This is a genomic window from Gibbsiella greigii, from assembly GCF_039540155.1.
Lineage (GTDB): Bacteria > Pseudomonadota > Gammaproteobacteria > Enterobacterales > Enterobacteriaceae > Gibbsiella > Gibbsiella quercinecans.
Genome location: NZ_BAABEM010000003.1, coordinates 42,071 through 63,240 on the forward strand (window position 1 = coordinate 42,071; position 21,170 = coordinate 63,240).

The 21,170-nt window shown below is 58.5% G+C and carries 19 protein-coding genes; 6 read left to right on the top strand and 13 right to left on the bottom strand.

Going from position 1 to position 21,170, the window contains the following annotated elements; all coding sequences use genetic code 11:
• Positions 1-301 precede the first annotated feature (301 nt).
• On the top strand, positions 302-1,486 hold the full coding sequence (gene tsgA / locus AC559G_RS00250; RefSeq protein WP_498910384.1) for an MFS transporter: 1,185 nt from the start codon (positions 302-304) through the stop codon (positions 1,484-1,486).
• 86 nt (positions 1,487-1,572) lie between these two features.
• Here the strand turns inward: tsgA and AC559G_RS00255 are convergent, their stop codons facing one another.
• Positions 1,573-2,841 carry a cytosine deaminase gene (locus AC559G_RS00255; protein WP_498910540.1) on the bottom strand — a complete coding sequence of 423 codons (1,269 nt, stop codon included), beginning with the start codon at positions 2,839-2,841 and terminating at the stop codon, positions 1,573-1,575.
• A 302-nt stretch (positions 2,842-3,143) separates the two neighbouring features.
• Here AC559G_RS00255 and nirB point away from each other — a divergent pair, with 302 nt between their 5' ends.
• The 4 genes from nirB (at position 3,144) to cysG (ending at position 8,360) form a co-directional block, all read left to right on the top strand.
• Positions 3,144-5,693 carry a nitrite reductase large subunit NirB gene (gene nirB / locus AC559G_RS00260; protein ID WP_498910386.1) on the top strand — a complete coding sequence of 850 codons (2,550 nt, stop codon included), beginning with the start codon at positions 3,144-3,146 and terminating at the stop codon, positions 5,691-5,693.
• Positions 5,690-6,016: a nitrite reductase small subunit NirD gene (gene nirD, locus AC559G_RS00265; protein WP_498910388.1), complete on the top strand. Its 327-nt coding sequence runs from the start codon at positions 5,690-5,692 to the stop codon at positions 6,014-6,016. Before nirB ends, nirD begins: the two co-directional genes overlap by 4 nt.
• A gap of 30 nt (positions 6,017-6,046) precedes the next feature.
• Complete coding sequence (gene nirC, locus AC559G_RS00270) at positions 6,047-6,847, top strand: nitrite transporter NirC (RefSeq protein WP_498910390.1); 801 nt, start codon at positions 6,047-6,049, stop codon at positions 6,845-6,847.
• A gap of 82 nt (positions 6,848-6,929) precedes the next feature.
• Positions 6,930-8,360, top strand: coding sequence for a siroheme synthase family protein (cysG, locus tag AC559G_RS00275; protein WP_498910392.1), 1,431 nt, complete (start codon positions 6,930-6,932; stop codon positions 8,358-8,360).
• A 69-nt stretch (positions 8,361-8,429) separates the two neighbouring features.
• Here cysG and trpS read toward each other — a convergent pair whose 3' ends face one another.
• The 12 genes from trpS to pilM form a co-directional block, all read right to left on the bottom strand.
• Positions 8,430-9,434 carry a tryptophan--tRNA ligase gene (trpS, locus tag AC559G_RS00280; protein ID WP_462614701.1) on the bottom strand — a complete coding sequence of 335 codons (1,005 nt, stop codon included), beginning with the start codon at positions 9,432-9,434 and terminating at the stop codon, positions 8,430-8,432.
• Between the two features lie 2 nt (positions 9,435-9,436).
• Positions 9,437-10,135, bottom strand: coding sequence for a phosphoglycolate phosphatase (locus AC559G_RS00285; RefSeq protein ID WP_438597896.1), 699 nt, complete (start codon positions 10,133-10,135; stop codon positions 9,437-9,439).
• Complete coding sequence (gene rpe, locus AC559G_RS00290) at positions 10,128-10,805, bottom strand: ribulose-phosphate 3-epimerase (protein ID WP_095846753.1); 678 nt, start codon at positions 10,803-10,805, stop codon at positions 10,128-10,130. The genes AC559G_RS00285 and rpe overlap by 8 nt, the downstream gene beginning before the upstream one ends.
• 80 nt (positions 10,806-10,885) lie before the next feature.
• Positions 10,886-11,698 (bottom strand): adenine-specific DNA-methyltransferase, encoded by an 813-nt coding sequence (gene dam, locus AC559G_RS00295; protein WP_438597895.1) that lies wholly within the window; start codon positions 11,696-11,698, stop codon positions 10,886-10,888.
• Between the two features lie 83 nt (positions 11,699-11,781).
• The gene (locus AC559G_RS00300; RefSeq protein ID WP_498910395.1) at positions 11,782-12,771 is read right to left on the bottom strand and encodes an SPOR domain-containing protein; all 990 of its coding nucleotides are present in this window, start codon (positions 12,769-12,771) and stop codon (positions 11,782-11,784) included.
• A 164-nt stretch (positions 12,772-12,935) separates the two neighbouring features.
• Complete coding sequence (gene aroB / locus AC559G_RS00305; RefSeq protein ID WP_498910397.1) at positions 12,936-14,024, bottom strand: 3-dehydroquinate synthase family protein; 1,089 nt, start codon at positions 14,022-14,024, stop codon at positions 12,936-12,938.
• An 89-nt stretch (positions 14,025-14,113) separates the two neighbouring features.
• A complete protein-coding gene (aroK, locus tag AC559G_RS00310; protein WP_095846749.1) occupies positions 14,114-14,635 on the bottom strand; it encodes a shikimate kinase AroK in 522 nt (173 codons plus the stop codon).
• 325 nt (positions 14,636-14,960) lie between these two features.
• Positions 14,961-16,208 (bottom strand): DNA uptake porin HofQ, encoded by a 1,248-nt coding sequence (hofQ, locus tag AC559G_RS00315; RefSeq protein WP_498910399.1) that lies wholly within the window; start codon positions 16,206-16,208, stop codon positions 14,961-14,963.
• A 17-nt stretch (positions 16,209-16,225) separates the two neighbouring features.
• Positions 16,226-16,570, bottom strand: coding sequence for a hypothetical protein (locus tag AC559G_RS00320; RefSeq protein ID WP_498910401.1), 345 nt, complete (start codon positions 16,568-16,570; stop codon positions 16,226-16,228).
• Positions 16,563-17,060, bottom strand: a complete 498-nt coding sequence (locus tag AC559G_RS00325) for a hypothetical protein (protein WP_498910403.1) — start codon at positions 17,058-17,060, stop codon at positions 16,563-16,565. Before AC559G_RS00325 ends, AC559G_RS00320 begins: the two co-directional genes overlap by 8 nt.
• Entirely contained in the window at positions 17,053-17,589 is a 537-nt protein-coding gene (locus tag AC559G_RS00330; RefSeq protein ID WP_498910405.1) for a PilN domain-containing protein, read from the bottom strand. Before AC559G_RS00330 ends, AC559G_RS00325 begins: the two co-directional genes overlap by 8 nt.
• The gene (pilM, locus tag AC559G_RS00335; protein WP_498910407.1) at positions 17,589-18,434 is read right to left on the bottom strand and encodes a pilus assembly protein PilM; all 846 of its coding nucleotides are present in this window, start codon (positions 18,432-18,434) and stop codon (positions 17,589-17,591) included. The genes AC559G_RS00330 and pilM overlap by 1 nt, the downstream gene beginning before the upstream one ends.
• 119 nt (positions 18,435-18,553) lie before the next feature.
• Between pilM and mrcA the strand changes: the two genes are divergently transcribed.
• A complete protein-coding gene (gene mrcA, locus AC559G_RS00340) occupies positions 18,554-21,109 on the top strand; it encodes a peptidoglycan glycosyltransferase/peptidoglycan DD-transpeptidase MrcA (RefSeq protein WP_498910409.1) in 2,556 nt (851 codons plus the stop codon).
• Positions 21,110-21,170: the final 61 nt, after the last annotated feature.

Consider the following 21,170-nt stretch of genomic DNA (forward strand, 5'->3'; position numbering starts at 1 on the left):
TACTGACTTATTGCATAAAAAATAGATAGCAATCACAAAAAAAACGGTTAGCTATGTTAGGATTCCTAGCCTGGGGGGTCGTGTGGAGATTTTCCGTCGGCAGAGGAAAATCTGCGGCCTTAATGCCAGTTTGTAAGAGCCTTCCAATAGCCTTGTTTGCTGCGGTAATTTTATTGCGGAGCCCCCATCGGGGCTTTGTGTATGCGTTGTGCATACAGGCGCTAATATTTCCGAGCTGCGGTAATAAAAGGTCTGTTGGGCAGCGCTCTGAACCTCAACAGACATATCGGGCTCATAGTCAATGAATAACAGCAATCGCATCCGGCTAACCTGGATCAGTTTTTTTTCTTACGCGCTGACCGGTGCCTTAGTTATCGTCACAGGGATGGTGATGGGAAATATTGCAGAATACTTTAATCTGCCGATTTCCAGCATGAGTAATACCTTTACTTTCCTTAACGCCGGCATCTTGATTGCTATCTTCCTGAACGCTTGGCTGATGGAAATCATCCCGTTGAAACGCCAGCTCATCTTCGGCTTTATTCTGATGGTGTTGGCCGTTGCCGGGCTGATGGTCGGTAAAAGCCTGGCCGTGTTCTCCTTGTGCATGTTTGTGCTCGGCGTGGTTAGCGGTATCACTATGTCGATCGGCACCTTCCTGATTACCCATATGTATGCCGGCCGCCAGCGCGGCTCCCGCCTGCTGTTCACCGATTCCTTCTTCAGTATGGCAGGGATGATTTTCCCGATCGTAGCCGCCATGCTGCTGGCGCGCCACATCGGCTGGTATTGGGTCTACGCCTGCATCGGCCTGCTGTATGTGGCGATCTTTATCCTGACGCTGTGCTCCGAATTCCCGGTGTTGGGCAACAAAAGCCCGGCCAGCGGCGAGCCGGTGGTCAAAGAAAAATGGGGCATCGGCGTGCTGTTCCTGGCGATCGCCGCGCTGTGCTACATCCTGGGCCAGTTGGGCTTTATCCAATGGGTGCCGGAATACGCCACTAAAGCCTTCGGTATGGATATTGGCCAGGCCGGCAAGCTGGTCAGCGATTTCTGGACCTCTTACATGGTGGGCATGTGGGTGTTCAGCTTTATCCTGCGCTTTTTCGATCTGCAGCGCATCGTTACCGTGCTGGCGGCTCTGGCGACGGCGGCCATGTACCTGTTTGTCAGCACCGATAACCCGGAACACCTGGGCTACTTCATTATGGGCCTGGGCTTTATCTCCAGCGCGATCTACACCACGCTGATTACTCTGGGTTCACTGCAGACCAAAGTTTCCTCGCCGAAGCTGGTCAACTTTATTCTGACCTGTGGCACCGTCGGCACTATGCTGACCTTTATCGTGACCGGGCCGATCGTGGCGCAAGGCGGAGCGCATGCCGCGCTGGTGACCGCCAACGGCCTGTATCTGGCGGTATTCGTGATGTGCCTGCTGCTTGGCTTTGTCACCAAACACCGCAGCCACGGCCACGTAACCCGCTGATTGCGGTTTATCGCCATACGAAACAGGGCGCCTTGGCGCCCTGTTGTTTTATCCCCACCGGCTATTTCCTTTTGCACCCGCCCTGCTTAGCGGCGGAAATCCACCTGCTCATCCTGTGCCAGGTGCAGAGTGGTTTGCGCCGGCTGGGTTTCGGCAATCACGACCCCGCGGCGAATCGAATAGCGCACCGGCGTTTGGCGCCGCACCGCATCAAAACCGCTCTCTGCCGGCAGGATCACCAGGTTGGCGCTGTTGCCCGCCACCAGCCCGTAATCATCAAGATGCAGCGTACGCGCGCTGTAGGTGGTGATAAGCTTCAGGCCGTCGTCAATCTGGCCGTAGCCCATCAGTTGGCAAATATGTAGGCCCATGTGCAGAACCTGCAGCATGTTGGCGGTGCCGAGCGGATACCAGGGATCGAACACATCGTCGTGGCCAAAGCAGACGTTAATGCCAGCGTCCAGCATCTCTTTCACCCGGGTAACGCCGCGCCGCTTCGGATAGCTGTCAAAACGCCCCTGCAGGTGAATGTTCACCAGCGGGTTGGCGACAAAGTTGATGCCGGACATTTTCAACAGCCGGAACAACCGCGAGGTATAGGCGCCGTTATAGGAATGCATCGCGGTGGTATGGCTGGCCGTCACCTTATCGCCCATCCCCAGCTTCAGAGCCAGCGCCGCAACGGTTTCGACAAAACGCGACTGCTCATCGTCGATCTCGTCGCAATGCACATCCACCAGCCGCTGGTATTTATCGGCCAGCGCAAACGCCTTATGCAGCGATTCCACACCATATTCACGCGTAAATTCAAAGTGCGGGATAGCGCCAACCACATCGGCGCCCAGCCGCAACGCCTCTTCCAGGAGCGCCTCGCCGTCGGGGTATGACAGTATCCCCTCCTGTGGGAAGGCGACAATCTGCATCGTGACCCAGGGCTCCACCTCCTGCTTCACCTCCAGCATGGCGCGCAGCGCGGTCAAAGAGGGATCGGATACGTCAACGTGGGTGCGTACGTACTGCACGCCGTTGGCGATCTGCCATTTCAGCGTTTGCCAGGCACGCTGCTTAACGTCTTCATGGGTTAACTGCGCCTTGCGCTCCGCCCAGCGTTCAATGCCTTCAAACAGCGTGCCGGACTGGTTCCACGCCGGCTGCCCGGCGGTCTGGGTGGTATCCAGGTGAATGTGCGGCTCGATAAACGCCGGCAACGCCAGGCCCCCTTCGGCGTCCAGCACGTCGCTGCGCCACTCCTGCCCTTCCGGCTGCGGGATAATGTGGGCAATGCGCCCCTGATCAATCGCCAGTTGCCACAGCCCCTCATGCCCGCTCAGGCGCAGGTTATCGATAAACTTCACGGGATTGTTCGCCACCTTTCACCTCTGCTCTGCCACACCCTTTTCCCCATCATACGGGGGCAATAGGCTGCTGACAAAGTGGCTCACGCCACACCAGCCCCACTTTTCCGCCAAATGCGTGTATTTCTCATTAACTGCAACGTTTCAGCTAAAGTTTAATAAAAACCACAACTTATAAAATATCTTTTAAAATCATCCATATAACACCTTGTAGGTATATGGAAGCGTGCTTGATTTGTATCAATAAACCGCTATCGGGGAAGAATAAGGTAAGGCAAGAAAATGAAAAAATTGAGGCAAAAATGAGCAAAGTCAAGCTTGCCGTCATCGGCAATGGCATGGTCGGCCACCGGTTTATCGAAGATCTGTTAGAGAAAGCAGACAAAGACCAGTTTGCGATTACCGTGTTCTGTGAAGAACCGCGCGTCGCTTACGATCGCGTGCACCTTTCTTCCTATTTCTCTCACCATACCGCCGAAGAGCTTTCACTGGTGCGCGAAGGCTTTTATGAAAAACACGGGGTGACGGTGCTGGTGGGCGAACGCGCCATCACCATTAACCGCACCGAAAAGGTCATACACTCAAACACCGGGCGCACGGTGTTCTATGACAAGCTGATCGTCGCCACCGGCTCTTACCCGTGGGTGCCGCCGATTAAGGGATCGGAGGGCCAGGACTGCTTTGTATACCGTACCATTGAAGATCTGAACGCCATTGAAGCCTGCGCCCGCCGTAGCCAACGCGGCGCCGTGGTCGGCGGCGGCCTGTTGGGGCTGGAAGCCGCTGGCGCGCTAAAAAGCCTGGGGGTGGAAACCCATGTAATTGAATTTGCGCCGGTGTTGATGGCCGAACAACTCGATCCAATGGGCGGCGATCAGCTGCGCCGCAAGATTGAGCGCATGGGGGTGAAAGTACACACCGGTAAAAATACCCAGGAAATCATCCACCACGGGCAGAACGCGCGCAAAACCATGCAGTTTGCCGACGGCACGGCGTTAGAAGTCGATTTCATCGTCTTCTCCACCGGCATCCGCGCGCAGGACAAGCTGGCGCACCAGTGTGGGCTGGCCACCGCACGCCGCGGCGGCATCGTGATCGACGATCAATGCCAAACCTCGGATCCAGACGTCTACGCTATCGGCGAATGCGCCTCGTGGAACGAACGCACCTTCGGCCTGGTGGCGCCGGGCTACAAGATGGCGCAGGTGGTGGCCGATCATCTGCTGGGGCGTGAAAACGCCTTCGAAGGCGCCGACATGAGCGCAAAACTGAAGCTGCTGGGCGTAGACGTCGGCGGCATCGGCGACGCCCACGGCCGCACTGAAGGCGCGCGCAGCTATGTCTACCTCGACGAAAGCCAGGAAGTCTACAAGCGGCTGGTGGTCAGCGCCGACAATAAAACCCTGCTCGGCGCGGTGCTGGTCGGCGACACCAGCGACTACGGCAACCTGTTGCAACTGGCGCTGAATGCTATCGAACTGCCGGAACACCCGGACAGCCTGATCCTGCCGGCGCACGCCGGCAGCAAGCCGGCCATCGGCGTGGATTCCCTGCCGGAAACCGCCCAAATCTGTTCCTGCTTTGACGTCAGCAAGGGCGATATCATTAACGCGGTGAACATGGGCTGCCATACCGTGGCCGCCATCAAGGCGCAAACCAAAGCCGGCACCGGCTGCGGCGGCTGCATCCCACTGATTACCCAAGTGCTGAATGCCGAACTAAGCAAACAGGGCATTGAAGTCAACAACCACCTGTGCGAACACTTCGCCTATTCGCGCCAGGAGCTGTACCACCTGATCCGTGTGGAAGGCATCAAGTCGTTCGAAGAATTGCTGGCCAAATACGGCAGCGGCTACGGCTGCGAAGTGTGTAAACCCACCGTCGGCTCGCTGCTGGCATCCTGCTGGAATGAGTATGTGCTCAACCCGCAGCTCACGCCGTTGCAGGATACCAACGACAATTTCCTCGGCAACATCCAGAAAGACGGTACTTATTCGGTGATCCCACGCTCCGCCGGCGGTGAAATCACCCCGGAAGGGCTGCTGGCTATCGGGCAGATCGCCAAGGAATACGGCCTGTACACCAAGATCACCGGCTCACAGCGTATCGCCATGTTTGGCGCGCAAAAGGACGATCTGCCGGCCATCTGGGAAAAACTGATCGCCGCCGGCTTTGAAACCGGCCATGCCTACGCCAAAGCGCTGCGCATGGCGAAAACCTGCGTCGGCAGCACCTGGTGCCGCTATGGCGTTGGCGACAGCGTCGGCTTTGGCGTGGCGCTGGAACACCGTTACAAAGGCATCCGCACGCCGCACAAAATGAAGTTTGGCGTCTCCGGCTGCACCCGCGAATGCGCCGAAGCGCAGGGCAAAGACGTTGGCGTGATCGCGACCGAAAACGGCTGGAACCTCTACGTATGCGGCAACGGCGGCATGAAGCCACGCCATGCCGATCTGCTGGCGGCCGATCTGGATCGCGAAACCCTGGTACGCTATCTGGACCGCTTCATGATGTTTTATATCCGCACCGCCGATAAGCTGCAACGCACCTCCGTCTGGCTGGACAACCTGGAGGGCGGCATCGACTACCTACGCAGCGTCGTCATCGACGATAAGCTGGGTATCAACGCGCAGCTGGAAGCCGATATCACCACCCTGCGCGCCGCCTTCCGCTGCGAGTGGAAAGAAACCGTCGAGCACCCACAGGCGCAGTTGCGTTTCGCCCACTTTATCAACAGCGGCCGACGCGATCCCAACGTGCAGATGGTCGCGGAGCGCGAACAGCACCGCCCGGCGCGCCCGGATGAGCGCATCCCCGTGAAGTGGCTTGCAACCGAGGAGAACAACGCATGAGCCAGTGGATTACCGTTTGCCCGCTCGCCGACATCCTGCCCGGCACCGGCGTCTGCGCCCTGATTGGCAGCCAACAGGTGGCGATATTCCGCCCTACGGCGGATGAGCAAGTGTTTGCCATCAGCAATATCGATCCCTTCGCCCAGGCCAGCGTGCTTTCCCGCGGCCTGATCGCCGAACACCAGGGCGAACTGTGGGTCGCCAGCCCACTGAAAAAACAGCATTTCCGTCTGAATGACGGTTTTTGTCTCGAGGATGAAAGCCGTTCGGTGCCCAGCTTTGCCAGCCGGGTGGCCAACGGCATGGTGCAGATCGCCGCATAACCTTTGTATTATTAACCTTTGGGATCACGTATGTTCACCGACACCATCAATAAATGCGCCGCCAACGCGGCGCGCATCGTTAAGCTGGCCAAAGAAAACCCGTTGGGCTTTTGGATCAGTTCGGCCATGGCCGGGGCCTATGTCGGCCTGGCTATCATCCTGATATTCACCCTCGGCAATCTGTTGGATCCGGCCCTGCGGCCGCTGGTGATGGGAGCCACCTTCGGCATCGCGCTGACGCTGGTGGTGATCGCCGGCTCCGAGCTATTCACCGGCCACACCATGTTCCTGACCTTCGGCGTCAAGGCCGGCGCTATCCGCCCCGGCCAGATGTGGGCCGTACTGCCGCAAACCTGGCTCGGCAACCTGATCGGCTCGGTGTTCGTGGCACTGTTGTATAACTACGGCGGCGGCAGCCTGCTGCCCGTCGATACCAGCCTGCTGCACACTGCGGCGCTGGCGAAAACCACCGCGCCGGCCAGCGTGCTGTTTTTCAAGGGCGCACTGTGCAACTGGCTGGTGTGCCTGGCGCTCTGGATGGCGCTGCGCGTAGAAGGCGCGGCCAAATTCCTGGCCATCTGGTGGTGCCTGCTGGCATTTATCGCCTCGGGCTACGAACACTCCGTTGCCAACATGACGCTGTTTGCTCTCTCCTGGTTCGGCCACCACAGCGATGCCTACACGCTCGGCGGCATCGGCCATAACCTGCTCTGGGTAACGCTGGGCAATACGCTGGCCGGCGCCGTGTTTATGGGATTGGGCTACTGGTACGCCACACCGCACGCCCAACGCCCACAGGCAGAAAAGGCCCCCACCCGCCAAACCGCGTAATAACACCTGCATGGCGGCCACCCGGCTGCCGTGCCTGAATAGACGCGTATGCCCCTGGCACTGAATACCCCGAGGATAATCGATGGACTACCTGCCTATTTTCTGCCAACTGCAACACAAGCCCTGCCTGCTGGTGGGCGGCGGCGAGGTTGCCGAACGCAAAGCACGCCTGCTGCTGGACGCCGGTGCGGCGCTGACGGTCAACGCCTGCGCCTTTAGCCCGCAGTTTCACACATGGGCGGCACAGGGCCGGTTAACGCTGGTCAGCGGCCCCTTCCATGCCGAGCTGCTGGCGGATAAGTGGCTGGCGATCGCCGCTACCAATCGGGTTGAAGTCAATGCACTGGTCTATCAGTGCGCCAACCAACAGCGGATCTTCTGCAACGTGGTGGACGACCCTAAACGCGCCAGCTTTATCATGCCGTCGATTATCGATCGCTCCCCGCTGATGGTGGCCGTTTCTTCCGGCGGCAAAGCACCGGTGCTGGCGCGCCTGCTGCGCGAAAAACTGGAAGCCATGCTGCCACAGCATCTGGGCAAGCTGGCGGCACTCGGCGGTGCGCTGCGCCAACGGGTGAAACGGCATTTTGCCGAGCCTGGCGCCCGCCGCCGCTTTTGGGAAAAGCTGTTTGCCCACCACCGGCTGGCGCAGGCGCTCGCCAATCAGGACGCTGACCAGGTAAACCGACAGGTCGAGGCGCTGTTCAGCCAGCCGCTGGCGGCCCGTGGGGAAGTCACGCTGGTCGGCGCCGGGCCCGGTGATGCCGGGCTGTTGACGCTCAAGGGGTTGCAAGAACTGCAACAGGCCGACGTGGTGGTCTACGATCGGCTGGTGTCAGAAGGCGTCATGGCGCTGGTGCGCCGCGACGCCGAGCGTATTTTTGTCGGCAAGCGCGCCGGCCACCACTGCGTGCCGCAGCAGCAAATTAACCAGATCCTGCTTACACAGGCGCAGGCGGGCAAGCGCGTGGTGCGCCTGAAAGGCGGCGATCCGTTTATCTTCGGCCGCGGCGGGGAAGAGCTGGAAGCGCTGGCGGCAGCCAACGTTCCCTTCTCCGTGGTGCCGGGCATTACCGCCGCCTCGGGCTGCTCGGCTTACAGCGGCATCCCGCTGACCCATCGCGATCATGCCCAGAGCGTGCGCCTGATCACCGGGCATGCCAAAACAGGCGGCAGCCTGGCCTGGGCCACGCTCGCCAAAGAGCAGCAGACGCTGGTGTTTTATATGGGGCTGACGCAGGCGGAGAAAATTCAATGCCAGTTGTTGGCGCACGGCATGAGCGCCACCATGCCGGTCGCGCTGGTAGAAAACGGCACGTCCTGCCGCCAGCGGGTGATTGAGGGGCAACTTGGCCAATTGGCCATCCTGGCACGCCAGGCGGCCAGCCCCAGCCTGATCGTTGTCGGCAGCGTGGTAGGCCTGCGCAGCAAGCTGAACTGGTTTACTACCCAGGCGCAGTTGCAGCAAACGGTTCACGAGGATGCGTTATCGCAACGGCAGGGCGTGTTGTAAGCGGGCAATGCGCCAGGGGAAACACGGTACGCCGGCAAGCCAATGCCTGCCGGCGCTTACGGCGATGAATCAGGGGTGCGCGACAAAGCCCACGGCCTGATAGACCTGCGCCAGCGTTTCCTGCGCGCGTGCGCGGGCTTTAGCGGCGCCGTCGCGCATCACCTGCTGCAGGAAGGCTTCATCGTTGCGGAAGCGGTGATAGCGCTCCTGCAGCTCAGACAGCATGCCGGAAACCGCATCGGCAACCGCGCCTTTCAGGTGGCCATACATTTGGCCTTCAAACTCGGCTTCCAATTCAGGGATGCTTTTGCCGGTTACGCCGGAGAGAATATCCAACAGGTTGGAGACCCCCGCTTTGTTCGCCAGATCGTAGCGAATGACCGGCGGCTCGTCGGAGTCGGTCATCGCCCGCTTGATTTTCTTGGTCACCGCTTTCGGATCTTCCAACAGGCCGATCACGTTGTTGCGGTTATCGTCCGACTTGGACATCTTCTTGGACGGATCCTGCAGCGACATCACGCGCGCGCCGGATTTCGGAATAAACGGCTCCGGCACCCGGAAGATATCGCCGTAGATGGCGTTAAAGCGGCCAGCCACATCACGGCTCAGCTCCAGATGCTGTTTCTGGTCTTCGCCTACCGGCACCTGATTAGTTTGATACAGCAGAATATCCGCCGCCATCAGCACCGGATAGTCGAACAGGCCGGCGTTGATATTTTCCGCATAACGGGCGGATTTATCCTTGAACTGGGTCATGCGGCTCAGCTCGCCAAAATAGGTGTAGCAGTTCAACACCCAGCTCAGCTGGGTATGTTCCGGCACGTGCGACTGCACGAAGATCGTGCTTTTTTGCGGATCGATACCGCAGGCCAGATACAACGCCAGCGTATCCAGCGTGGCCTTGCGCAGCTTCTCTGCGTCCTGACGCACGGTGATCGCGTGCAAATCGACGATACAGTAGATGCAGTCATATTCATCCTGCATCTGAACCCACTGACGCAGCGCACCCATGTAGTTGCCAATGGTCAGTTCGCCAGACGGCTGCGCGCCGCTAAATACGATGGGCTTACTCATGTTTAAATTTCCTGATTCTCTAAAGATGACAGCCCAAGAGCGGGCAACAAATCGGCAAAGCGTTCCAGCACCCGATCAGGCTGGCTTAAAGCAATCGCTTCACCGTAGTTATAACCGTATGTCAAACCGACGCAGGGGCAGCCCGCCGCCTGCGCCGCCTGAATATCATTACGTGAATCACCAACAAACAGCAACTCGTGGGTACGCAGGCCCAACTTGCCAAGCACCAGATACAGCGGCGCCGGGTGCGGTTTTTTCTCTACCACATCGTCAGCGCCGATCACCAGGGTGAAATCGGCAGCAATCCCCAGGGCAGCCAGCAACGGCGCCACAAACGGCGTCGGCTTGTTGGTCACCAGCGCCAACGGGTAACCGTGCGCGACGAGCTGCGTCAGCGTTTCGCGCACCTGCGGGAACAGCCGGCTGCCGCTATCGACGGTTTGCGCGTAGAAATGGTCGAACCGCCCGCGCGCTTGCCGGCACAAGGCCGGGGTAGCTTCAGCCCCGGCCCAGTGCAGCGCACGTTGCACCAGCATATCGGCACCGTTGCCGATCCAGGTGCTCACGCGTGCTTCGCCGGCCGCCGGCAGGCCCATTTCCACTAAAGCCCGATCGAGCGCCGCCGCCAGCCCCGGCACGCTATCAACCAGCGTGCCATCAAGATCAAAAGCCAGAGCGCGAACAGCGCTGAAATCAGCCATGGGTCACCTTCGCCAGTTCGCTACGCATTTGGTCGATAACGGCACGATAGTCCGGCTTGCCGAAAATCGCCGAGCCGGCAACGAACATATCCGCGCCCGCCGCCGCGATTGCGCCGATATTCTCCACTTTCACCCCGCCATCCACTTCCAGGCGGATATCACGGCCGCTGGCGTCGATCAGCTTGCGCACCTGGCGCAGCTTATCCAGCGTGGCGGGGATAAACGACTGGCCGCCAAAGCCGGGGTTAACGGACATCAGCAGGATCACATCGACCTTGTCCATCACATAATCCAGATAGCTTAACGGAGTGGCCGGGTTGAACACCAGCCCGGCCTTGCAGCCCTGTTCTTTAATCAGTTGCAGGGTACGATCGACATGCTCAGAGGCTTCGGGATGAAAGGAGATGTAGCTGGCGCCGGCCTTGGCGAAATCCGGCACGATACGGTCAACCGGCTTCACCATCAGATGCACGTCGATCGGTGCGGTAATGCCGTAATCACGCAGCGCCTGGCACACCATTGGGCCAATGGTCAGATTTGGCACGTAGTGATTGTCCATCACGTCAAAGTGCACCACATCGCCGCCGGCGGCCAGAACCTTGGCGGTGTCCTCACCTAAACGGGCGAAGTCCGCTGACAGGATGGATGGGGCAATCAAAAACTGTTTCATCCGCTTCTCCAAACATAGGGTTTGAGGTTGTCTATGCCGGGGCTTTACAGGCGGTGCCCCGCCATGGATCGTGATCCAGATTACCGATACAACGCCAAAAGTTCGTTCACTTTGCTGCGGCCAAGTATATTGCGGCTGATGGTGCGGCGCGCCTTCACCACAAACAACGAAGCATGCTGATACCAGTCGCGCGTCAGTTCGGTATCATGGTTGGATATCAGCACCGGCACCCGGTTTTGCACTGCCAGCTGGTGCGCAATTTGCGCCAAGCCTTGCTGATCGGCAATGCTGAAGCTGTTGGTGTGATAAGCCGTAAAGTTCGCCGTCGCTGAAAGCGGCGCATAGGGCGGATCGCAATACACCACAGCGCCCGGCGTCGCTTTCAACATGGTATCGCGGTAATGTTCACAGACAAAAGTGGCGTTGCTTGATTTCTCCGCGAACCAGTACAGTTCTTCCTCTGGGAAGTAGGGCTTTTTATAACGCCCGAACGGCACGTTAAATTCGCCGCTGAGATTATACCGGCAGAGGCCGTTGTAACAGTGACGGTTCAGGTACAGAAACAACAGGGCGCGCTGGTAAGGCTCGCTACTCGCATTAAACGCCTGGCGCAGCAGATAAAACTGATCGGCGTTGTTGAATTCGTCGGTGAACAGGATGCGGGCATCGCGCACAAAATCATCGGTGCGCTGCTTAACGATGTTATACAGGTTGATAAGATCGCTGTTGATGTCGGCGAGAATGTAGGACTCGTAATCCGTATTGAGGAATACTGAACCCGCACCCACGAAAGGCTCGATTAAGCAGTCCCCCGCTGGCAGATGACGACGTATCTCGTCCACCAGCGGGTATTTACCACCAGCCCATTTTAAAAAAGCGCGGTTTTTCTTCATGCCGTCGTTAGCTACTTATAGAATTCAGAGCGGCGGATTGTACTCTGTTTCAGACAGCACATCAGCGCACAAAGTTAAATGATTTATTTTTTAATGTCTTGCTGAACCTGACGTATTGGCCGCGCCCAGGGGTTTTTGGCCTGAACATCCGCCGGCAACGCCGCAACAGCGCGCTTCGCATCCGCAGGAGAAGCATAGACACCACTCACCAACACATACCACGGTTTACCATTACGCTGGGTTTCATACACCAGATAGTTTTTCAACTTCTGCTGGCGGGCAAAAGCGTTCAGCGTATCAGAGCGTGATGCACTGCTCAGCTGCAGGGTAAAGTGGCTACCTGGAGCGGATTGGATAGTACCGTTACCGCCAGTGCTGGCAACCGTAGGCGCCGGCTTACGGGCAGCCGCTGGAGCATGCGTGGCCGGTGCTCTATGCGGCGCTGCGGCCTGCGCAGGCTTGCTGGCAGGCTTCGCCGGCGCCTTGTGGGGTTGCGGCGGCACATTGCCGTGAACAGGACGCGTGGCTTCACGCGCGGCGGCACCGCTCATCACCGTCGCCGGCGCGGTCGGCAGCGTGGAAACAGCGCCTTGCGCCGCGCTATCAACCGCCCCCTGCTGCTGGGACAAAGCATCAGTCATATTGCCCGGCAGTTCTACGCGCTGTTGCGCACCGCCCTGTGGAGGAAGAGGCTGTGCTTCCGTCGGGGTGCTGGCGATCGGCGGCACGCTGATAGTCTGCGGCTGAGAGGAAGTACTGACGCCATTCGCGTCATGGGTATCCGTTGTACCGCCGGGAACCCCTTCATTCGCGGTGGTCAGCGAAGACGATCCCGCCAGGTTAATGTCGCGGGATGCGCCAGGCTGCGCCTGATTCGCCTCATGCTTGGTAGGGGCCTTCAGCGCGGCGCCGATACCAATCACAATCAACAGCAGCACCAGAATGCCAATGCCGATCATCAGATGCTGGCGTGAAACAGCGAAACGCGGCCCTGATGGCGCCGGCTTGCGCGAGCGCGTGGGGCGATCGCTGCTGTCTGGTCTTAAATCGTCTTCCGGTTTAAATTCATCCATCTGAAACCCTCCAACTAGAGGTAAAAGCCCACCACGCCGATATAATGCGCCAAGAGCTCATTAACCTGAAATAGTAACAATGGGCCGAACCCATCCGCACCTTAACTAATATAGATGCAAATTAGTTCTAAGCCACTGTTAATTAGCTAAATTTTTCATTTACTCTACTGCGGCAGGCAATCGGCGATCGAAGCCAGCACAAGGTCATGCACCACACCGCCGCGGACTTCCGCTTCACCAATGGCTTTCGGCAACACCAGACGCAGCTCGCCCGCCAGCACTTTCTTATCACGCATCATATGCGGCAAATAGGCTTGCGGCGCCATTTCCCGCGGCCCGGTAACTGGCAACCCGGCACGCACCAACAATGCCTTAATGCGTTCCACATTCTGAGCGGAAAATTGGCCAAGGCGCCGGGCGGCTTGCGCAGCCATCACCATGCCGGCCGCCACGCCTTCGCCGTGCAACCATACACCATAGCCCATTTCCGCTTCGATAGCATGGCCGTAGGTATGGCCCAGGTTCAGCAACGCACGCTGCCCGCTTTCGCGTTCATCAGCGGCCACCACTTCGGCTTTCAGCTCGCAGCAGCGGCGGATACAGTACCCTAGGGCACCCATATCCAGCGCCCTTAGCGCATCAATGTTATTTTCCAGCCAGACGAAGAAATCCGCATCAAGAATAATCCCGTATTTGATCACTTCAGCCAAGCCAGAGGATAATTCGCGCGCGGGCAGGGTTTGCAGGCAGTCCAGATCCACCACCACTGAGGCTGGCTGATAGAACGCGCCAATCATGTTTTTACCCAAGGGGTGATTGACGGCCGTTTTGCCGCCAACGGAGGAATCAACCTGCGCGAGCAGTGAGGTGGGTACCTGAATAAAACGCACGCCGCGCTGGTAGCACGCCGCGGCAAACCCCGCCAGATCGCCAATCACGCCGCCGCCGAGGGCAACCAGCGTGGTATCGCGACCGTGGGGTTTTTCCAGCAACGCCGAGAACACCTGTTCGAGCACCGCAAGAGATTTGTATTGCTCGCCATCAGGTAAAATCACCTGATCCACTCTCACCCCGGCTTGCTCCAGCACGCGCCGAACGCGCGCCAGATACAGCGGCGCCAAGGTTTCGTTGGTGACCAGCATTGCTTGTTCACCTGCCTTTAGCGGCATAAAAGAAGCCGGATCGTTAAACAACCCGGCATCAATAGTAATCGGGTAGCTGCGCTCCCCAAGCGTTACGGTAATTCTCTCCATGCCCGCCCAGTGCCCTCTTTTTTCCCTGCTCTGACAAGGAATACAATCAGTCTTACCGCATTAGCCAGGTGCTAATGCGGAAACCGCAATCAGTTACTTTCCAGCAGATTAATGATCTGGTTGGCAACTACTTTAGCGCTTTGATCGTCGGTGCGAATAGTCACATCCGCAATTTCTTCGTACAACGGATTACGCTCTTTCGCCAACGCTTCCAGTACTTCACGCGGAGGGGCATCCACCTGCAACAGCGGGCGTTTTTTATCGCGCTGGGTGCGCGCCAACTGCTTCTCTATGGTGGTTTCTAAATAGACCACGACACCCCGAGCTGACAGGCGGTTACGCGTTTCACGCGACTTTACCGAGCCGCCGCCGGTCGCCAACACAATCCCTTGCTTTTCCGTCAGTTCATTAATGACTTTTTCTTCACGATCGCGGAAGCCATCTTCGCCTTCTACGTCGAATACCCAGCCCACGTCAGCTCCGGTACGTCGCTCAATTTCTTGATCGGAGTCGAAGAACTCCATATTGAGTTGCTGAGCTAACTGACGGCCAATAGTGCTTTTGCCAGCACCCATAGGCCCAACCAGAAAGATATTGCGTTTCTCTGCCATGTTTTTCGGTATTACTAAGACAATTCGTTAATGATAACCCGCCCCGCCAATCAAATTAGCGGCGGGACCTAAACTGAAACCTCATGAGCGATAGTGCGAGATCAGACGGAAAATTATCTCAACACTCTTGGTAGTTTGGCAACCGAATAAATTGCTGCCCACGCCGCCGGGAGGGAAACCATATGTTTTTAACGGCGTCTTGGCATTAATAAAAAAACCCCGGAGCCTAATTCGGTAACCCTTGTAAGCTAATTCGGCCGCAGCGTCAAACGCAGATGCCCCTCTGGCGAGAAAAAAATGTATCTCTGTATCAACTTTTCGCGCTTCATGTCTTGATCAGCGTCGGCGTAATGAAGATCACCAGTTCACGCTTTTTATGCTGCCGAGTGCTCTGCCTGAACAAACCGCCCAATACGGGCACATCTCCAAGAAGCGGCACCTTTTCGGCGGTTTTAGCGTTCTCCCGCTGGAATATTCCCCCCAGCACGATGGTTTCACCATTTTTCACCGTGACCTGGGTTTTAATCTCCTGTTTATCGATCGCCAATATCTCACCCTCGGCCTGCGTGATAGAACGGCCGGGCATGTTTTGGCTGATTTGCAGCGTGAGGGTGATACGGCCGTTCGGCAAGATCTTGGGCGTGACCTCCATCCCCAACACCGCTTCCCTAAACTCGATCGACGTTGCGCCACTGGCGCCGCTGGACACCGCATAGGGGATCTCGGTGCCCTGCTTGATGCTCGCCGTTTGTTGGTTGGCCGTCAACAGCCGGGGGCTGGCGATGATCTCCACCTCATTTTCCTGCTCAAGCGCGGTGAGCTCCAGATCCAGCAAACGCCCGCTGATCCGGGCCAGGTGAAACCCCACGTTGGCAGCGCTGTAATCCAACGGCAGCCCAACGTTGAAGCCGTCGATACGCAGCGTTTTCGCTGGGCGCTCATCGGCCGCCAGCCCCCAGCGCACGCCCAACGCCCGCAGGCTATCACTGCTGATGGTCACAATATGTGCGGCCAGTTGAACCTGTTCAAGCGGCGCGTCCATCGCAACAACCCAATGTTTTAATACCGCCAGCCTTGGCGGCGTATCGCGGATCATCAGGGTATTGGTCCGTTTATCCACCAGCACGCTGCCACGCTCACTCAGCAATGTGCCACGCTGGGCATTAAGGCTTTGGGCAGTTTGCTCCGCGTCGGCATGGTTCAGCGCCAACGCCACGCTTTGCAACGGTTGCTGCTGCGCCGCGGCCTGTGCCAGGCGCAGTTTTTCCTGCTCATCAGGCTCGGGAAGCACCATCATTACATTGCCATCCATCGTCATGCTCAACTTAGCCATTCGTAAAATGACGGCCAGCGCCTGCTGCCAGGGCACCTCGTCCAGCCGCAGCGTCAAATTGCCGGCCACGCCCTGCGCCGTCACCAGATTCAACTGCTGAAAATCGGCCAATGCCTGCAGCACCACACTAACCGGAGCATCCTGGAACTCCATGGAGATGGGCATATTCTCCTGCACCGCCGCCATGACCGGCGCATACAGGCTCCATAGCAGCATGGCTGCCCAAGCGAATCCTTTCATCAATATTCCTTTCCTTATTATTTACCGAGCGCCAAAACCACGCCTGCGGGTGCGCAGGCCGCCTCTGCCGTAGCAAGGCCCAGCGCAATTTGGCGCCGTTCGATCGCCTGCACCTGCCAACGCCCGGCTAACAGCATTTGCGCCGGCACCAGACGAAGCCACCCCATATCGGGCGCCACCAGCCAGGCATGGCGTGCAGCATCATTGCCGATAATCCCTTTTAATTGCCAACCCTGCAGGATGCTGCCGGGTTGCTCACACACCGCCACCGGCGGCGGCTGGAACGGGTTGCGCATATGTTCGGCAACGGCAGGCAATGCCCAGAGCGCCATCAGCAACCCTAACCCAAGGCGATTAATCATGCGGCTCCCCGAGGTTATCCTGCAGCAGCATCTGTACCGCCAGTTCATCACCATGCGCCTGAATGGTTAATTGGCCAATCCCCCACTGCACCGGGATGTTTTCCAGCAGTTGCAACAAGCCGGAATAATCAATCAACAGATGCAGACGTTGCCGGCCCGGCTCCCCCCGCTGCCAGCGTTGCAGAGAACCGCCAGCGTCTTGCAACAACTCGCCCACATCGGCGGGAGCGCCCGGTTCCGCCGATGATTGCAAACGGGCTTCCATCTCGGCCAGCGCAGGCAACTGCGCTAATTGCTGTCGCAATTCAGTAAGTTGCGTAGCCAGTTGCCGTTGTTGCGCCTGCTGTTCGCGGCACGCCAGCCATTCATTACGCAGCATCAGTGCGCCCGGCAACAGGCACAGACCAAGCAGCCCCCATTGCCCAATCAGCCACTGCCACCCAGGGCGCACCAACCAAGCCTGCAGCCAAAGCGGTAAAGGCTTATCCATTCCCCCTCCATTGCGCCTTCAGCGTAAATGACAGCGACCCATCTTCACCTTGCACCACCTCTTCCAGCCGTTGCTGCTGCAGCGAGGATAAAGCGGCTAATTCGTGGCCAAACCGTGCAATGGGCAAATAGCGGTGGCTCATGCCACGCAACACCAGCCCCTGGGGGTTCCCCTCCAGCGCCACCAGCCATAACGGCGCGGGCGCCAACGAGGAACAATGCCGCAGCAATTGCAGATAGCGCCGGTTTTGCTCGCCATTGCGCGCTAGCTGCGCCGCGCGGGCAGCCTGCTGCGCTAAGCGCGACATAGCCAGTTGAACCTGTTGATAGCGCTGCGCCAGTTCACTTTTATGCTGCGCCAACTGTGCCAGCGCCTTACCCTGCCGCACCTGTTGCTGGTGCAAAAAAGCAAATAAGGCGATGCCTGCCACCAGCGCCAAAACCCCCTGGCCGGCGAAAACCGCGCGCCAGAAACGATAACGCCGCCACTGCACCCGCGCACGCCACGGCAGGAAGTTCACCCGAAACATCAGCTATCCGCCTCGCGCAACGCCAGCCCGGCGGCCAACACAAATGCCCCGGCCAAGGCCGGCAGCGGCGGCGACAGCTGCGCAAAGGCGGTAAAAGGCGACCAGGACAGCGCCCCTTCGGGCAAACCTTCCGCCAATATGCTGCTGTAATACACCTCTTTTTCCCCAAGCGCGGGGCAGTGCTGACGCATCATCGCCAACGCCTGCCCCGCGTTATGGCACTCGCTGGCCCGCAGCATGCCGTAGGTAAAAGGCACGCTGCGCGGCCCCACCCATAACCACTCCTGTTCCAGGTGATGCAGCAGACCCGCCTCCGGCGCCAGCCCGCAGGCGGCCGCCGCGCTGGCGAGCGCACAGGGCGTAATATCCACCACATCGGGATACAGCCCCGCCGCCTTCAGGCAATGCAACCACTGCTGCAACTCCTGCTGGCGTGCCGCCGTCAGCAGGAGCGACGTTGCTTCGGCCGCCGCCGGGCGATAATCCAGGGCGAGCATTTCGCGATCGAGCGGAAAGCGCTTGCTCCCCTGCGCGGTAATATAGTCATGGCGCACCGGCTCACGCAGACGCGCATCCGGCGCCGGCATGGCTTGCTGCAAAATGCGCTGGGCAGGCAAGGCAATGCGTAACGAAATATGTTTTGGCAACCGCACCCGCCATTGCCGAAGCGCCGCGATCAGCACCTGCGGATGGTCAAGATAACCATCGCGCAACACCGGCTGTGTTAACGGTTGCTGCCACCAGTGGCGCAGTTGCCAACCGCCGCGCCGCCGTAAAGCCGCCAGGGCGCACACGCTGTTTTGCTGTATATCCAACCCCACCTGCCATACTTGAGACAACCGCATTTCGCCACCCTCCATGTAGCCAAGATGATAAAAGAACATATCCATGTCGCAGGCTTGCCTTTATACTACTGCGCGGTTGTTTATAAACTGCCCAAATGACATGAAATGGGAAATTTAAGGTGAAGTTCGTAAAGTATTTTTTAATCCTTGCAGTGTGTTGCATCGTGCTGGGAGCAGCCTCGATTTTTGGCTTGTACAAATATGTCGAGCCACAGCTGCCCGACGTCGCAACGCTGAAAGATGTGCGGCTGCAAATCCCGATGCAGGTTTACAGCGCCGATGGCGAACTGATCGCCCAATATGGTGAAAAACGCCGTATTCCTCTACAGTTAGCGCAAATTCCTCCGGTGATGGTGCATGCATTCATCGCCACCGAAGACAGCCGTTTCTATGAGCACCATGGTGTCGATCCGGTGGGTATTTTCCGTGCGGCTTCGATTGCGCTGGTCTCTGGCCACGCATCGCAAGGGGCAAGCACCATAACCCAACAGTTGGCGAGAAACTTCTTCCTCAGCCCGGAACGCACGCTGATGCGTAAAATCAAGGAAGCTTTCCTGGCTGTACGCATCGAACAGATGCTGTCCAAAGATGAAATTCTGGAGCTGTATCTCAACAAGATCTATCTCGGTTACCGCGCTTACGGCGTGGGCGCTGCGGCGCAGGTCTACTTCGGCAAAGACGTCAGCCAGTTAACGCTGAGCGAAATGGCGACCATTGCCGGCCTGCCAAAAGCCCCATCGCTGTATAACCCGCTCTACTCCCACGATCGCGCCGTGGCCCGGCGTAATGTGGTGCTCTCACGCATGTTGGACGAGCACTACATCACTCAGGCGCAGTTCGACCAGGCGCGCAACGAACCGCTGGTCGCCAACTACCACGCCCCGGAAATCAGCTTCTCCGCGCCGTATCTTGCCGAAATGGTGCGCCAGGAAATGATCAAGCGCTATGGTGAAAACGCCTATACCGATGGCTATAAGGTCTACACCACCATCACCAAAAAGCTGCAGTTGGCGGCGCAAGAAGCGGTGCGCAATAACGTATTGAACTACGATATGCGCCACGGCTATCGCGGCCCATCCAACGTGCTGTGGAAAGTGGGTGAAGCGGCCTGGAACCAGAAGCAGATTATTGATTCATTAAAGAATCTGCCTAACTATGGCCCACTGGCGCCCGCGGTGATCACCGATGCCAATGCCGAACAGGCCACCGCCATGCTGGCCGACGGCAGCAACATCGCTCTGCCGATGGCCGGTATGCGCTGGGCACGGCCGTACAAATCCGACAATCTGCAAGGGCCAACGCCAAAACGGGTAACCGACGTGGTGCAGGCCGGCCAGCAGGTGTGGGTGCGCAAGGTGAACGAAGACTGGTGGCTGGCACAGGTGCCGGACGTCAACTCCGCACTGGTGTCGATCAACCCGCACGACGGCGCCATTAAAGCGCTGGTAGGCGGTTTTGATTTCAACCAGAGCAAGTTCAACCGCGTGACCCAGGCGCTGCGCCAGGTGGGCTCCAATATCAAGCCGTTCCTGTACACCGCGGCAATGGACAAAGGCCTGACCCTGGCCTCTATCCTGAACGATCTGCCAATCACCCGTTGGGACGCCGGCGCCGGCACCGACTGGCGGCCGAAAAACTCGCCGCCGACCTACGACGGCCCTCTGCGCCTGCGCCAGGGCCTGGGGCAATCCAAAAACGTGATGATGGTGCGCGCCATGCGTGCCATGGGCATCGATTATGCGGCGGAATACCTGCAACGCTTCGGTTTCCCGGCGCAGAATATCGTGCACTCCGAATCGCTGGCGTTGGGCTCGGCCTCCTTCACCCCGCTGCAAGTGGTACGCGGTTATGCCGTGTTCGCCAACGGCGGCTATCTGGTTGATCCTTACTTTATCACCCGGATTGAAGACGAAAGCGGCAATGCGGTATTTGAAGCCAAGCCCAAAATTGTCTGCGACAGTTGCAACCTGCCGGTGATTTATGGCGATACCCACCGCTCGGCGGTGCTGTCTGATGACAACGTGGAAAACGTGGCGGTCTCACAGGAGAGCAACAACAGCGTGCCTATGCCGCAGCTGGAGCAGGTTACCCCGGCGCAGCTGCAGCAGGATGGCGATCAGCAGTACGCGCCGCACGTGATCAGCACCCCACTGGCGTTCCTGATGCACGATGCGCTGAACAGCAATATCTTCGGCGAGCCGGGTTGGATGGGTACGGGCTGGCGCGCCGGGCGCGATCTGAAGCGCCATGATATCGGCGGCAAGACCGGCACTACCAACAGCTCCAAAGACGCCTGGTTCTCTGGCTATGGCCCCGAAACGGCCACTTCGGTGTGGATTGGTTTTGACGATCACCGGCGTAACCTAGGCCGTTCGTCATCCTCCGGTGCGATTGAAGATCAGATCGCCGGCGGTGAAGGCGGGGCGAAAAGCGCCCAGCCGGCATGGGATGACTTTATGAAAGTCGCGCTGGAAGGCATTCCGGAGCAGAAAGTCACGCCGCCGCCTGGCATTATCAGCGTCACTATCGACAAGAGCAGCGGCAAGCTCTCTAACGGCGGCGGCGGCAGCCGTTCCGAGTACTTTATCGAAGGCACCCAGCCAACGGAGTACCCGACGCACGATGCCGGCACCACGCTGACCGATCCGGGCGGCGAAAGCCATGAGCTGTTCTAACCGGCGATAAATGTACAAAAGGGCCAGCAAGCTGGCCCTTTTTTATTGGCGGTACACCACG